The sequence below is a fragment of the Streptomyces sp. NPDC006140 genome (assembly GCF_040628815.1).
Lineage (GTDB): Bacteria > Actinomycetota > Actinomycetes > Streptomycetales > Streptomycetaceae > Streptomyces.
In genome coordinates this window covers 282,103-295,782 of record NZ_JBEXTS010000012.1, presented here as the reverse complement: position 1 = coordinate 295,782, position 13,680 = coordinate 282,103, and the positions used below count along the sequence as shown (strand labels likewise).

9 protein-coding genes are annotated in these 13,680 nt (G+C 74.8%); 2 read left to right on the top strand and 7 right to left on the bottom strand.

The features are described 5' to 3' along the window. Window positions 1-216 precede the first annotated feature (216 nt). Both galE and ABZ386_RS29310 read right to left on the bottom strand, forming a co-directional pair. Window positions 217-1,197, bottom strand: coding sequence for a UDP-glucose 4-epimerase GalE (gene galE / locus ABZ386_RS29315; protein ID WP_358966544.1), 981 nt, complete (start codon window positions 1,195-1,197; stop codon window positions 217-219). 63 nt (window positions 1,198-1,260) lie between these two features. Then, window positions 1,261-2,877: a glycosyltransferase family 2 protein gene (locus ABZ386_RS29310; RefSeq protein WP_358966541.1), complete on the bottom strand. Its 1,617-nt coding sequence runs from the start codon at window positions 2,875-2,877 to the stop codon at window positions 1,261-1,263. 142 nt (window positions 2,878-3,019) lie between these two features. Here ABZ386_RS29310 and ABZ386_RS29305 point away from each other — a divergent pair, with 142 nt between their 5' ends. Next, on the top strand, window positions 3,020-4,645 hold the full coding sequence (locus ABZ386_RS29305) for a glycosyltransferase family 39 protein (RefSeq protein WP_358966623.1): 1,626 nt from the start codon (window positions 3,020-3,022) through the stop codon (window positions 4,643-4,645). Here the strand turns inward: ABZ386_RS29305 and ABZ386_RS29300 are convergent. Then, window positions 4,575-5,063, bottom strand: a complete 489-nt coding sequence (locus ABZ386_RS29300; RefSeq protein ID WP_351342110.1) for a MarR family transcriptional regulator — start codon at window positions 5,061-5,063, stop codon at window positions 4,575-4,577. The genes ABZ386_RS29305 and ABZ386_RS29300 overlap by 71 nt on opposite strands. A gap of 122 nt (window positions 5,064-5,185) precedes the next feature. On the opposite strand from ABZ386_RS29300, the gene ABZ386_RS29295 reads away from it, so the two are divergent. Beyond that, window positions 5,186-5,599, top strand: a complete 414-nt coding sequence (locus ABZ386_RS29295; RefSeq protein WP_351342108.1) for an organic hydroperoxide resistance protein — start codon at window positions 5,186-5,188, stop codon at window positions 5,597-5,599. 14 nt (window positions 5,600-5,613) lie between these two features. Here ABZ386_RS29295 and ABZ386_RS29290 read toward each other — a convergent pair whose 3' ends face one another. From ABZ386_RS29290 to ABZ386_RS29275, 4 genes are all read right to left on the bottom strand, one after another. Further along, the gene (locus tag ABZ386_RS29290; protein ID WP_351342106.1) at window positions 5,614-7,173 is read right to left on the bottom strand and encodes a hypothetical protein; all 1,560 of its coding nucleotides are present in this window, start codon (window positions 7,171-7,173) and stop codon (window positions 5,614-5,616) included. Between the two features lie 109 nt (window positions 7,174-7,282). Next, window positions 7,283-9,088, bottom strand: coding sequence for a hypothetical protein (locus tag ABZ386_RS29285; RefSeq protein ID WP_356501128.1), 1,806 nt, complete (start codon window positions 9,086-9,088; stop codon window positions 7,283-7,285). After that, window positions 9,085-11,325: a bifunctional glycosyltransferase family 2 protein/CDP-glycerol:glycerophosphate glycerophosphotransferase gene (locus ABZ386_RS29280; protein ID WP_355714251.1), complete on the bottom strand. Its 2,241-nt coding sequence runs from the start codon at window positions 11,323-11,325 to the stop codon at window positions 9,085-9,087. The genes ABZ386_RS29285 and ABZ386_RS29280 overlap by 4 nt, the downstream gene beginning before the upstream one ends. 8 nt (window positions 11,326-11,333) lie before the next feature. Then, window positions 11,334-13,535, bottom strand: coding sequence for a CDP-glycerol glycerophosphotransferase family protein (locus ABZ386_RS29275; RefSeq protein WP_358966537.1), 2,202 nt, complete (start codon window positions 13,533-13,535; stop codon window positions 11,334-11,336). Window positions 13,536-13,680: the final 145 nt, after the last annotated feature.

Below are 13,680 nucleotides of genomic sequence, written 5' to 3'. Positions count from 1 at the left end.
CCGTCGGAGGGGAGATCAGGCGGGTCGGCCGCGGCTGCGGGGCGTCAATGGCCAGGAGTGAGGCAGCGGCCGCCCGGGCGGGGCGCCGGCCGCGGCTGCGGGGCGTCGGTCTCACGGGTCTGGCGGTCTTGGGCCGCAACATCGCCCGGCCAGGGCCCGTACCACCGGCGCATCCCGGCGCCGAGGGTCGCTCGGCGCCGGGGCGGTCCCGACTCGTCAGCCCCGGCTCGCCTCCGGGTGCAGCCGCAGCCACCCCTCCCACGCCGAGGTGATCATGTCCTGGACGTCGTGCCGGGCCTTCCAGCCGAGGTCGGCGGCGGCGCGGTCGGCGGAGGCGACGACGCGGGCCGGGTCGCCCGGGCGGCGGGGCGCGACCGTGGGCGGCCGGTCGTGGCCGGTGACCGCGTTGATGCGGTCGATCATCTCGCGGACGGAGACGCCCTCGCCCCGGCCGATGTTGACGGTGAGGTCACGGCCGGGGGAGGAGCGCAGGGCCCGGGCCGCCGCGACATGGGCCTCGGCCAGGTCGACGACGTGGATGTAGTCGCGTACGCAGGTGCCGTCCGGGGTCGGGTAGTCGTCACCGAAGATCCGCGGCGGCGCGTTCTCCGTGAGCTTCTCGAAGACCATCGGGACGAGGTTGAAGACGCCGACGTCCGCCAGCTCCGGGCTCGCCGCCCCCGCCACGTTGAAGTAGCGCAGGGACGCGGTCGACAGCCCGGTCGCCCGGCCCGTCGCGCGGACCAGCCACTCGCCGGCGAGCTTCGTCTCGCCGTAGGGCGACATCGGCACGCAGGGCGTCTCCTCGGTGACCAGGTCCACGTCCGGCATGCCGTACACCGCCGCCGAGGAGGAGAAGACGAAGGACGGCACCTCGGCCGCCGTCACGGCCTCCAGGAGGATCCGCAGGCCCTCGACGTTCTCCCGGTAGTAGTGCAGTGGCTGCTCGACGGACTCGCCCACCTGCTTCTTCGCGGCGAGGTGGACGACACCGGTGACCGCGTGGTCCGCGAGGGTGTGCGCGAGCCGCTCCCCGTCCAGGGTCGAGCCCACCACCAGCGGCACCCCGTCGGGCACGCGTTCGGCGATGCCGGTGGACAGGTCGTCGTACACCACCGCCTGTTCCCCCGCCGCGGTCATCGCCCGTACGACGTGCGCTCCGATGTAGCCGGCGCCGCCGGTGATCAACCAGGTCATGTGCGGCCGTCCCCTCGTCAGTTGACCCAAGGTGGTGGTGCTCTGTGCCGATACGTCGTGCTCTCAGTGAAGCAGGCGGCGCAGTCTCCCGCGTGCGACCGACAGCACACCGCGTACGCCGGGGGCCACCCGCAGCGCCAGCGCGCCGGAGTGGGTGGTGTACGGCTGTACGAGTACCACGCCGTGCCGGGCGCTCGGGACGGCGCGGCGGCGCAGCAGACCGGCGCTCGTGAGCGCGTGCGCCGTGACCTCGCGGCTCACGCCGTCGCGGAAGCGCAGCCGGAGGCGCAGGTCCCAGGTGCCCGCGCCGGGCGCGGCCAGGGCGGCGAGGTCGACGGCCGTCTCCGCCGACCAGGAGCCCGCGGACGGCACGAGCGCAGTCGTACGGCGTGCGACGACGGTCCCGTCGTCCCGGTGCCGCCACTCCACCTCCACCGTCTCCGGCTCCGCCCGCGCCACCCGCCCGTACAGCTCGTGCAGGCGCAGCCGCAGCCGGGTGCCCCGCGCGCGGGGCCGCAGCGCCGCGTCGACGGCCAGGGGCAGCTCCCGCACCGGCCGGGTCAGCAGGGGCTCCAGGGAGATCTGCGGGAGGTCCTCCGACCAGATGGGCGTGCCGTCGGCGGCCCGGGCGTACGGCGGGCGGAGCCGGGCCGGGCGGGCCGCCAGCTCCCGCAGCCGGGGCAGGTCGCGCGGCTCCGGGCAAGCCAGGACGACCCGCCCGGCCAGCCGGCCGGGAGCGGCCGGGTCGCGCGCCCAGTCGTCCGCGTCGTACTCCGCGAGATACGCCCGCGTGAGCTCCCACCACGCGCGCTGGTAGGGGGCGTCACGCAACCCCAGTTCACGTAGGTACATCCGCAGGTCGTGGTCGAGGAACTTGGCGCGCGCGGCCCGCGCGAGTTCCTTCTGCCCGGCGCCCAGCAGGATCTCGTACGCCTGCCGGCACGCCTCCGTACGGGCCCGCCAGTTGGCGACACCGGCCCGGTCCAGCGAGATCGACAGCCGCTCGGCGGACCGCCGCACGTGCCAGACGTACACCCGGTCCGGGACCAGGGCGATCCGCGGGTCCGCGGCCAGCACGCGGGCGGTGAAGACGACGTCCTCGTACGGGAAGCGGCCCTCGGGGAAGCGGATGCCGTGCTCGCGCAGGAAGCCGGTGCGGTAGAGCTTGTTGACGCAGAGCGTGTCGTGGACCATGCGCGGTCGCCGCGCCGGGTGCGGTACCACGGCGTGCAGCGCGTAGAGGCGCGGCTGCCAGGGCACTTCGCGCCCCGAGGGCAGTTCCCGGCGCACGCACAGACCGCTCGCGACCTCCGCGCCTGCCCCTTGGGCCGCCGCGAGCAGCGCGTCGACCGCGCCCGGCGGCAGGACGTCGTCGCTGTCCAGGAACATCACGTAGGGCGAGGTCACCGCGTCGAGCCCGGTGTTGCGCGGGGTGCCGCAGCCGCCGCTGTTGACGCGGCGTCGGATGACCTTCAGCCGGGGCTCCGACGCGGCGAGCCGGTCGAGCAGACCGGCGCTGCCGTCCGCCGAGCCGTCGTCGACGGCCACGACCTCGCGCACGGCCGGGCCCTGGGCGAGCGCCGAGCGCACGGCGTCCGCCACATGGGCGGCGTCGTCGTAGCCGATGACCACGACGGCGACCTGGGAGTCCCGCATCACGGCATTCATCGCGGCATGCATCACGGCCGATCGTAAGCCGGGCGAATGACGTGAAAGTGATAACACACCATCAAACGACCCTAACGCCTTCGAGGCGGCACAAAATCGGTCCGTGACGATCCGACGTTCGGCGGGCACCGGCCCGGTGCCCGTGGCGGTGCCCATGGCGGCGATGCTCGGGATCGGGCTGTGGGGCCTGGACCGCGGCGGCATGTGGGGCGACGAGAGCGTCACCTTCCAGGTCGCGCGGCGCACGGTCCCGCAGATCTGGCGGCTGCTGCACGACGTGGACGCGGTGCACGGCCTGTACTACCTGGTCATGCACGCCGTCCTGGCCGTCCACCCGGGCGAGGTCGTCCTGCGCCTGCCGTCGGTGTGCGCGGCGACCGTGACCGCCGGCCTGGTCGCGGCCCTGGGCGTACGGCTGGCCGGGCCGCGGGTCGGCCTGTGGGCCGGTCTCCTCTACGCGATCACGCCGATGACCGGCCACTACGCCCAGGAGGGCCGGTCCTACGCGCTGGTCGCGGCGGGCGTGGCCGGGGCGACGCTGCTGCTCCTGAGAGCCGTGGACGCGGCGACGGGGCGGGCCTGGTGGCCGTACGGCACGGTCGTCGCCCTGACCTGCCTGCTGCACGAGCTGGCGGTTCTGGTCCTCTGCGCACACGCCGTGACGCTGGCCCTGACGCGGGTGCCGAAGCGGGTGTGGTGCGGCTGGGGGTGCGCGGCGGCGGCCGTGGTGCTGCTCCTGCTGCCGCTGGTGTGGGTGTCCCAGGGGCAGGCCGGGCAGGTGGCGTGGCTGGTGCCGCCGGGGTGGGACCGGGTGGAGAGGCTGGCGCGGAACTTCTCTCCCGGCCCGGCCGGGCCGGTCTTCTGGGCGTCACTGCTGCTGATGGCCCTGGGGCTCCGGGAGCGGCGGCTCGCGGCGGTCGCGCTGCCGCTGCTGCTCGTGCCGCCGGGGATCCTGATGGCGGTCTCGCAGGTCCGGCCGCTCTACCACGACCGGTACGTGCTCTACGCGCTGGCGGGCGGGTCGCTGCTGATGGCGGCCGGGGCCGGGCGGGTGGCCGGGGCGCTGGGGCGGGTGCGGTTCGACGGGCGGCGCCTGCGGATCCGCGGGCGGCAGGTGCACGCCCTGCTGGGCGTCGCCGGGGTCCTCGTCCTCGCCGTCACCTTCCTGCACCACCTCCCGGTGCACCGCCAGGACCGCTCGGCCGCCCAGCGGCCCGACAACCTCGCCGTCGTCTCCGCGCTGGCCGTCCGGCAGATGCGCCCGGGCGACCCGGTGCTGTTCGTGCCGTCGGTCGGCCGGCTCGCCGCGCTGGCCTACCCGAAGGGGTTCCGGCAGGTGCGGGACATCGCGCTGCGGGAGCCGGCGCCCCGGTCCGGGACGCTGTGGGGCCGCGAGGCGACCCCCGGGGAACTGCGGCAGCGGCTCGCCTCGGTGGACCGCGTCTGGGTCGTCGCCGAGCGGGACGCGCTGGACCCGCGCCGGCCCCCGCGCGACCCGGTGGAGCGCACCAAGCTCGCCGTGCTGGCGGAGGAGTTCACCGTCGGCGAGGAGCACGTCCGGGACGGGGTGGTTCTGCGCCGCTACGTCCGGCGGCAGCCCGCCGCGGAACCGCCGCCCAACGAGTCGGACCTGCCGTCCGATGTGTCGGACGTGCCGTCCCACGAGTCGGCCCTGCCGCCCGATGCGTCGGTTGTGCCGCCCGGCACCCCTACGACCGCTCGTCTGCCGGAGAGCCGCCCGGCGTCTGAGACAGCGCGGCCGCGTCCAGCGCGCTGGTGAGGTCGTCGAGGCGGGCGCGCAGGGCGCGGATCTCGTCGGGTCCGAAGCCGGTCGAGGCGGAGATCCGGCGCGGCACCTGAAGCGCCCGCCGCCGCAGCGCGGTGCCCTCCTCGGTGAGCCGCACCTGGACCGACCGCTCGTCGCGGACACTGCGCTCCCGGGTCACGAGACCGGCCGCCTCCAGCCGCTTGAGCAGCGGCGACAGCGTGCCGGAGTCGAGCCGCAGATGCTCCCCGAGCTTCTTCACGGGCAGCTCGCCGTGCTCCCACAGCACCAGCATCACCAGGTACTGCGGATAGGTGAGCCCCAGGTCCTTGAGGAGCACGCGGTAGACGCCGTTGAAGGCGCGTGAGGCCGCGTGCAGGGAGAAGCAGATCTGCTGGTCCAGGCGGAGCCAGTCGTCGTCGGGCGTGTCCATGGTTCCAGGGTAGCTCGTGCCCGCCATTCAATTGCGCACAACTTAATTGTGTGCTCTACTTCTGGGTGTCAGGCGGCCCGGAAGCGGGCCGCCGAACGATGACGTGAGAGGGAAGGACTTCCATGGACGCGCTCTACACCGCTGTCGCCACCGCCACCCACGGCCGCGAGGGCCGGGCCGTCAGCTCCGACGGCGTACTGGACCTGGCGCTGGGCATGCCGCAGGCACTGGGCGGCAACGGCCAGGGCACCAACCCCGAGCAGCTCTTCGCCGCCGGTTACGCCGCCTGCTTCGGCAGCGCCCTCGGCCTGGTCGGCCGCCAGGCCAAGGTCGACGTCAGCGACGCCGCCGTCACCGCCGAGGTCTCCATAGGCAAGCAGGGCGAGGGCTTCGGACTCGCCGTCACCCTCCGCGTGGAGCTCCCCGACAGCGTGGACGAGGCGACCGGCCGCAAGCTGGTCGAGCAGGCCCACCAGGTCTGCCCGTACTCCAACGCCACCCGCGGCAACATCGACGTCGACCTCGTCATCGAGTAGTCACCCGCCGCGCGTCACCCCCCGACCCGCGCCAGCACCTCCCCCGTCCGTCTGCTCCACGCCACCACCACGGCCTCCTCGGGCACCGGGTGCCAGCGCGTCAGCAGCAGCCAGCGCACGTGGTAGCGGCGGACGACGGCGGCCCGCTCGGCGCGGGTCGCGTCAGGGGCGAGGTAGGCGCGCACGTCGGCCGCCCGGCGTTTGCGCTCCGTCTCCGCCAGGGCCGGGTCGGGCCAGATGGGCGCGGCGAGGTTCGGCCCGTACCCGGCGATGGCGTGACTGGCGAAGTACCCGTCGGTGATCACCACCTCGCCCGGCCCGATGTGCCGCGCCGCCCAGTCGTACGACGGCCAGCGCGTCGGCTGCGTGAACCCCACCGGGTCGACCGAGCGCGGCACGACCGCCCCGGCGTGCACGGTGACGAACCCGACGCACACCCCGACCGCCGCCGCCCCGCCCAGCACCCGCCGGACCCGCCCCCAGGGCCGGGCCGCCGCCAGCTCCACCGCCAGGGCGAACTGCGGCGGCACGAGCACGGCCCACAGCGCCCGGGCGTACGTGTAGTGCCCGCTGAGCCAGCCGTACGCCACCAGCAGGCACTCCAGCAGGAACAGCAGCACCAGCGGGTCGCGCGCCGAGCGGCGGGCCCGCAGCCACAGCGCGGGCAGGCCGAGCAATGCCAGCCAGGAGTTGGCGAGCATCCGCTCGTACAACTGCCGGTGCATCGCGTCCATGCCGGTGTCGCCCACCAGCGCCAGCACGTCGTAGTACGGCCAGCTCACGGCGACCGTCGCGCAGGCCGCCCCGGCGAGCGCCCAGCGCGCCACGACCGGCCGGCGCCAGCCGCGCTGCCGGGACGCCACGATCGCCACCGCCCCGGTGAGCGCCGAGGCGGCCGTGACCGGATGCGTGAGCAGGATCAGCCCGTACAGGGCGCCGATCCCGGCGTACCCCGACCAGCCGCCGAGCCCGCTCGGGCCGACGAACCGCACGGCCGGGGCGTCCTCCCGCGCGCGCGTGCCCGTCCAGGCCCACGCCCAGAACGTCAGGCCGATCGCCAGCGCCGACGGATACCCCAGGTTCGTCGTCATCGACATCAGCCCGAGGTAGCCGCTCCACAGGATCCGCGCCGTGCCCCACAGCAGCGTCATGAACAGCAGGGCCAGCACCGGCGCCCAGGGGCGTGCGGTGAGCGTCCTGACGAAACGGCCGACCCCGGTCAGCAGCACCAGCAGGTGCACCGGCCCGGCGAGCTTCACGACCTCCCAGCCGGACAGCCCCGTAAGCCGCGCCAGCACGCCCTGCGCGACGGCGTAGGGACCGTAGTAGGGGCTGCCCTCGCCCGGCAGGTCGGCCATGGTGTGGGCCGGGTGCAGCAGGTCGTCCTTGAGGCGCTCGACGACCGCGGCGTGCTGTCCGGCGTCGCAGCACAGCGGCACGCGCCAGAACGCCAGCGTCATCACCAGCCAGAACAGGGCGCCGTAGAACTGGTACGGAGTGGGCCGCCCCACCCGGCCGCCGCGCAGCGCCGTCGCACCGCGCACGGCCCGCCGGACGAGGACCGGGGCGCTCACAGGAGGGGGAGGAGGGTCTGGGGCATGCGCCGAATGTTCCCGGCCGCCCGCCCGCCCTGACCCCGGGTCACTTCATCGGGTGAGGCGGCTACACCCACCTGCCGTCAGGTCAGTCGCACAGCGCCTGCTCCGCCGCCGCCGGCCAGCGCGCGAACCGGAACCGGGTCCGTTCGAAGGCCCCGGTGAGGTTGTGCCAGAACCGCTCTGCGGTGAGCGGCGCGCGCACCGACTCCTTCAGTTCGGCGAGCTGCCCGCAGCCCAGCGCCGCCCGGGCCGCCTCGACCGCCTCCCGCGTGGCCCCGGCCCGCAGCAGGTCGCGGTACGGCGGGTGGCGCACGGCCCACTCGGCGAAGACCCAGTGGTTGCGCAGGAACTTCTCGTGCCCGGGCCAGCTCCACCGCTCCAGCGCGAGATGCGCGCCGATCGGACTGGCCAGCCCCCAGGCGTCGTTGACGTACGCGTCGAGCGGTGCCGCCGCGCCCGTGACGCCGAGATGACGGCCCACGATGACCACGTGGTACGGGGAGTCCGCGCGCATCGGCGTGGCGTGCAGCCGCCGTGCGGCGTCGAAGTACAGCAGCGTCGGACGGGGCGAACGGACCGCCTCGGCCAGCATGCGGCGCCCCTCCGGCAGGGCGGGCCAGTTGTCCACCCAGGTGGCCGTGCGCACCGGGTTGTGGTCGCCGAGGCCCTCCACGTCGGAGCTGCGCACATTGAACGAGCCGGGCGTGCTGCGCACGTCGAACGGCGTCCGCAGCGGGCTGACCGCCGCGCACAGCCACACCACCAGCAGGGCGCTCGCCGCACCGGTGACCCGGTTCGCGGGCACGACCAGCACGGGCAGGAGCAGCAGCAGGAGCGCGGGCAGGATCATGCGGGCGTGCATGTAGTCGCCGCCGACGCGGACGACGTACCCGGCGAGCAGCGCACCGGCCGCGAGGGGCGCCAGCAGCACCGCGAGCGCCGCCCGGCCCGGGGCCCTCTGTACCCGCTGCCGTCGGGTGCGGCGCACCAGCAGCACGGCCAGCGCGCCCAGCACGGGCACGACCGGCCACAGCCAGTACGGCCCGAGCGTCTCCTGCACGTACCCGGCGCCCCGGCCCCAGTCGCTGGCGCTCGCCTCCTTGGCGATGGCCGGCAGCGGCACCAGGATCCCGTAGTACCCGGCCCGGAACACCTCGTACGCCAGCGGCACGGCGCCCGCCGACGCCAGCAGCGCCGCCACGCCCCGCCGGGACGGCCGCAGCACCCACCACTGCGCCGCCAGGAAGCACGCCGTGACCACCGCCAGATCGGGCCTAACCAGCGGCCCCAGCCCGAACACGAACGCCGCCAGGTACGTCTCCCGGGCCTCCTGACCCCGCCGGACCCGCGTCAGCAGCCACCACGACAGGCCGGTCCAGCACGCGCCGAGCCCGCTCTCCAGACCCGAGGTCATGTACGACCAGAACGGCGGCACGGCCAGCAGCACGAACACCCCGGCCGGCAGCAGCAGCCCCGCGCTCCGGTGCAGCCGGCAGGTGGCCAGCAGAGCGAGCGTGAACCCGGCGGTGCTCAGCAGCAGTCCCAGCCCGACCGCGAGGAACGCCGGGTCCTCGCCGGTGACCCACGTGGCGAGCGCGAGCAGCCACTGCCACAGGGTGCCGGTCGAACTCTCCGCCCGCTCCCCGACGTTGAACACCGGCCCGTTGCCCGCCAGGATCTGCCGCACCGGGCGCAGGTAGATCAGCCCGTCGTCGCAGATCCAGCGGCGCCGGTAGCCCAGCACGAACAGGGCCGCGGTGGGCACGGCGACCAGGGCCGCGTGCCACCAGTGCACCGGCCGCGGCCGCTCGGCGGGCGCCGGGGGCCGTGCGGAGGAGGCCCGCTGGCCGGGCAGGGAGGGGACGGCCTCGGGGCCGGCGGGGGTTCTCATCGCTCGACCAGCGCCCCGGACCGGTCGCGGACGCCCTCGGTCCGGCGGGCCGCGGGCAGCAGCGCACCACCCCGCTCGCCCAGCATCAGCAGCCGCACGACCCGCTCGGCGGCCCGCCCGTCCTCGAACTCGCAGTACCGCTCCCGGAAACCGGACCGCAGCCGCGCCGCCTCCTGGTCCTGCCAGGTGCCGGACGCGAACAGCCAGGCCAGCTCCCGGTACGAGCGCGACACATGGCCGGGCGCGTCGGCCGTGATGTCGAAGTACGCGCCCCGGCTGGCCGCGAACGCGCCCCAGTCGTCCGCGTGCACCACGACCGGCCGGTCCAGCAGGACGTAGTCGAACATCAGGGCGGAGTAGTCGGTGACCAGGGCGTCCGAGGCCAGCAGCACGTCCTCGACGTGCGGCTCGTCCGTCGCGTCCACCAGAACGCCCCGCCGGTGCAGGTCGGACAGGCCGAGACCGCGCGCCACACCCGACGCCAGGGACGGGTGCAGCCGGACGACCAGGGTGTGCCCGGGGCCGAGGTCCGCCGCGAACCGGGCCGGGTCGAACCGGTCGACATGGCCGCCCTTGCGGTAGTCCCGGCGGGTCGGCGCGTACAGCACCACCGTGTGGTCCGCGGGGATGCCGAGCCGCTCGCGCACCGCCCGGCCCCGCTCTGGACCGGCCCCGACCAGCACGTCGTTGCGCGGGCTGCCGGTGCGCAGCGAGGTGAAGTGGCACGGGTACGCCCGCTCCCAGGCCCGCTCCGCGTGCCGCCCCGCGACCAGGCTGTAGTCCCAGCGGTCGGCCCGGCGCAGCGACTGCGGCACGTCGAAGCCGTGCCGGGCGCCCGGCTTGGTCAGCAGGTCCGCGCCCATGTACTTCAGTGGCGTGCCCTGGTGGGTGTGGATGTGGACGCTGCCGGGCCGCTTGGCCAGGGTGCCGGGCCAGTTGACGTTGTTCACCCAGTACGTGGCCCGGGCCATGACCTCGTGGTAGCGGCGCGAGCCCGGCGTCACATGGTCGATGCCGGGCGGCAGCGCGTCCACCGCGTCCTCCCGCACCACCCACACGCCCCGGATGTGCGGGGCGATCTCGCGCGCCTTCTCGTAGATCGCGGCCGGGTCGCCGCTCACCCCGCGGTGGTGGGTCGCCGAGTAGACGGCGAGGTGCGGATCGAGCGGGCGCTTCGACTGGACCGCGTACCAGCCGCGCAGGGCGGTCTCCGACGCCTTCCGGGCCACCCGCCGCTGTCCGCCCAGGGCCGCCGCGCGCAGGTCCCGCAGCGTCCGCGCCACGGCGTACGACGCGTAGGGCGCCGACGCCAGCAGCCGCATCTCCACCCCGCGCCAGCCGTCCGGCTCCGGGAAGCCGCCCTCGGGGAGGTGACGGCGGTGGAAGGAGCGGATCTCGCGGTAGAAGTCGCCCCGGTCCGCGGGCCGCACCCGGTCCTCGCGGGCCAGCACGAACAGCATGTGGTCCAGGGCCCGCTCCAGCAGCAGCGGCCGCGCCCAGTCGAGGTCGGGCCGCTGCTCCAGGAACGCGAACAGGCCCTCGTACTGCGGGAAGATCTCGAAGTGCCGCCGGCCCGGCGTCTTGGTGATCGCGCCCTGCCTGCGCTGCCGGTACTCCACGCCGATCCGGTCCAGGCAGGCGATCCGCTCGGCCAGCACCATCGACCGGTAGGTGACCGGCGCGTCCTCGTACAGCCCCGGCGCGTACTGAAGGCCGTGCCCCTGGAAGAAGGCCCGCCGGTACGCCTTGTTCCAGGCGACCAGGAACAGGTTCAGGTACTGCGGGCTCTCCCGGACGGAGAACGTCTCCAGGCCCGCCGCGGCCAGCAGGTCCGCCGCCTCGCTGCGCCCGCCCCGGCCCCACCAGTGGGTGCGCACATGGTCGAAGACCAGGATGTCCGGGTCGCCGGTCGTCTCCAGGCGCGCGGCGACGGCCGCCAGCAGGCCCGGCGTGTAGTGGTCGTCGCTGTCGAGGAACAGGACGTAGTCGCCGGCCGCCTCGGCGAGTCCGGCGTTGCGAGCCCGGCCCAGGCCGACGTTCTCCGGCAGATGCAGCACCCGCACCCGGGCATCGCGGGCCGCGTACTCGTCGAGGATCGCGCCGCTGCCGTCCGGCGAGCGGTCGTCCACGGCGATCACCTCGAAGTCGCCGTAGGACTGGCCGAGCACCGAGTCGAGGCACTCGCGCAGGAAGCCCTGCACCTTGTAGACGGGGACGATGATGCTGAAGCGGGGCACTTCTTCGGTCAGCTCCTTACGAGGGTGGCGGCCGCGGGGGCCGGGACGCGCCCCGCGAGCGGGGTCACGGGCGGGATCGACTCGGGCGGCTCGCCCAGCAGCACCCGGCGCACGACACGCTCGGCGGCCCGGCCGTCGTCGAACTGACAGAAGCGCTCCCGGAACGCGGCGCGCAGGGCCGCGGCGGACTCGTCGGCCCAGCCGCCGTCGCGGAAGACGGCCGCCAGCTCCTCCGGCGTACGGGCCACCCGGCCGGGCGGGCACTTCATCAGGTCGAAGTAGACGCCCCGGGTCTCCCGGTAGACCTCCCAGTCGTCCGCGTACACGACGATCGGCCGGTCCAGGTTGGCGTAGTCGAACATGATCGACGAGTAGTCGGTGATCAGCGCGTCCGCCGCCAGGCACACGTCCTCCGAGGAGCGGTGCCCCGTGACATCGATGATCCGGCCGCCGCCGCGGGAGGAGCCCTGGTCGTAGAAGTAGTGGGCGCGCAGCAGGACCACGTAGTCGTCGCCGATCGCCTCGCAGAACTCGGCCAGGTCCAGGCCCGAGGCGAAGCCGGTGGCGTAGTCGCGGTGGGTGGGGGCGTAGAGCAGGGCCTTCTTGCCGTCGGGGACGCCCAGTTCCTTGCGGACGCGGGCGATGTCCTCGGCGGACGCCGTGTAGTAGACGTCGTTGCGCGGATAGCCGTACTCCAGCGTCGCGTGCGCGCCGGGGAACGCCCGCTCCCACATCTGCGTGGAGTGCCGGTTCGAGGTGAGGTTGAAGTCCCAGCGGTCCACCCGGGCCAGCAGCCTGGTGAAGCTCCCGGTCGCCGCGGCCACCACGGGGTACGTCGCCTGGTCGGCGCCCATCGTCTTCAGCGGCGTGCCGTGCTGCGTCTGCAGGTGCACGCTGCCGCGGCGCTTGACGACGGCGTCCGCGAAGTTGGCGTTGTTCACGAGGTACTTGGCGCGGGCCAGCACCCGCCAGTACTTCCGGCTGCCGATCACCGCGTACTCCACCCCCGGCGGCATGCTGCCCACCGCGTCCGGCTCCACCAGGAACACCGCCCGCAGGTGCGGGGCGAGTTCGCGGGCCGCGGCGTGGATCGCGGCCGGGTTGCAGGCGTAGCCGCGGCCCCAGTACGCGCAGTACACGACCAGGTTCCGGTCGAGCGGGAGGCGCAGCTGTGCCGCGTAGCGCAGCCGGGTGCGCAGCCCGCGCGGGCGGGGGAGCAGCGCGGCGGCCCGCAGTGCTCCCCGGTTCGCGGCGCGCAGGGCGCGGAACGCCGCGTACGAGCCGGACGCCAGCAGCCGGTGCTGGACGCCGAGGCTGCCGCCGGGCGCCTGGTAGCCGGCGGGGCGGTGCCGCCGGTAGAGCGCGCTCGCCCGCCGGAAGAAGGCGCGCCGCCCGGACGGCAGCCGCCGGGGGTGCGCGGCCGTCTTCAGCACGGTGGCGAAGAGCTGCTCGAACAGCGGCCGCAGCCGCTCCACCGGCAGCTCCCCCTCAGCCGCCCGCGTCAGCACCAGCTCGGTCTGGTCGAGCAGCTCGGTGTGGTGCCCGCCCGGCAGGTTCAGCCGGTTGCCCTGCCGGCGCAGCAGATGCCGGACGACGACCGTGCGCAGCGCCGCCACGCGCTCCGCCCGCAGGGCGACGAGACCGCCGAACCCGACGTCGGTGAAGTGGTCCCCGGGGAAGGTGATGTCCCGCTCGGTGAGGAAGGCCCGGCGGTAGGCCGCGCTCCACGCCGGGAGCGCCACGCCCGTCAGCTGCGGGGCCTCACCGGGGGCGAAGGCCCGGTCCGGTGTCCTGGCCAGCAGCGGGGCCGCCGGGTTGGTCGGCTCGCCCTCCCACCAGGGGGTGCGCTCGTGCCCGAAGTACAGGACGTCCACGTCGCCGGTCTCGCCCAGCCGGGCGTCCAGCGCGGCCAGCGCCCCCGGGGCCAGGACGTCGTCGCCGTCGAGGAACAGCACGTGGCCGCCGACCGCCGACCGCAGCCCGGTGTTGCGCGCCCCGGCCAGACCGGCCGACGGCGGGGAGTGCACCGGCGTCACCCGGGAGTCCCGCTCGGCGTACCCGGCGACGACGTCCGCCGCCGGTGCGTCGGGTGCGTCGCACACCGGGATCAGCTCGAAGTCGCCGAACGACTGGGCGAGGACCGAGTCCAGCGCCTGGGACAGCCGGCCCGCGACCCCATGGGACGGGACGACGATGCTGAAGCGGGGCATTCTGCTCTTTCTGTCGAGGGCCTTCAGGAGACTGCGGGCCGCCTCAGGCCGCGCGCGGGCGGCCCGGGCGCCCGGACGGGCGCCAGGAGGGCGGCCGGCTGGGTGTCGGCCGCGACGGGCTGGAGGGCATGGGACTCCCCGGAGT

Coding starts and splice junctions, on each gene's coding strand:
- galE (WP_358966544.1), bottom strand. CDS start 1,197: ATGACCTGGTTGATCACCGGCGGCGCCGGCTACATCGGAGCGCACGTC.
- ABZ386_RS29310 (WP_358966541.1), bottom strand. CDS start 2,877: ATGCATGCCGCGATGAATGCCGTGATGCGGGACTCCCAGGTCGCCGTC.
- ABZ386_RS29305 (WP_358966623.1), top strand. CDS start 3,020: ATGGCGGCGATGCTCGGGATCGGGCTGTGGGGCCTGGACCGCGGCGGC.
- ABZ386_RS29300 (WP_351342110.1), bottom strand. CDS start 5,063: ATGGACACGCCCGACGACGACTGGCTCCGCCTGGACCAGCAGATCTGC.
- ABZ386_RS29295 (WP_351342108.1), top strand. CDS start 5,186: ATGGACGCGCTCTACACCGCTGTCGCCACCGCCACCCACGGCCGCGAG.
- ABZ386_RS29285 (WP_356501128.1), bottom strand. CDS start 9,088: ATGAGAACCCCCGCCGGCCCCGAGGCCGTCCCCTCCCTGCCCGGCCAG.
- ABZ386_RS29275 (WP_358966537.1), bottom strand. CDS start 13,535: ATGCCCCGCTTCAGCATCGTCGTCCCGTCCCATGGGGTCGCGGGCCGG.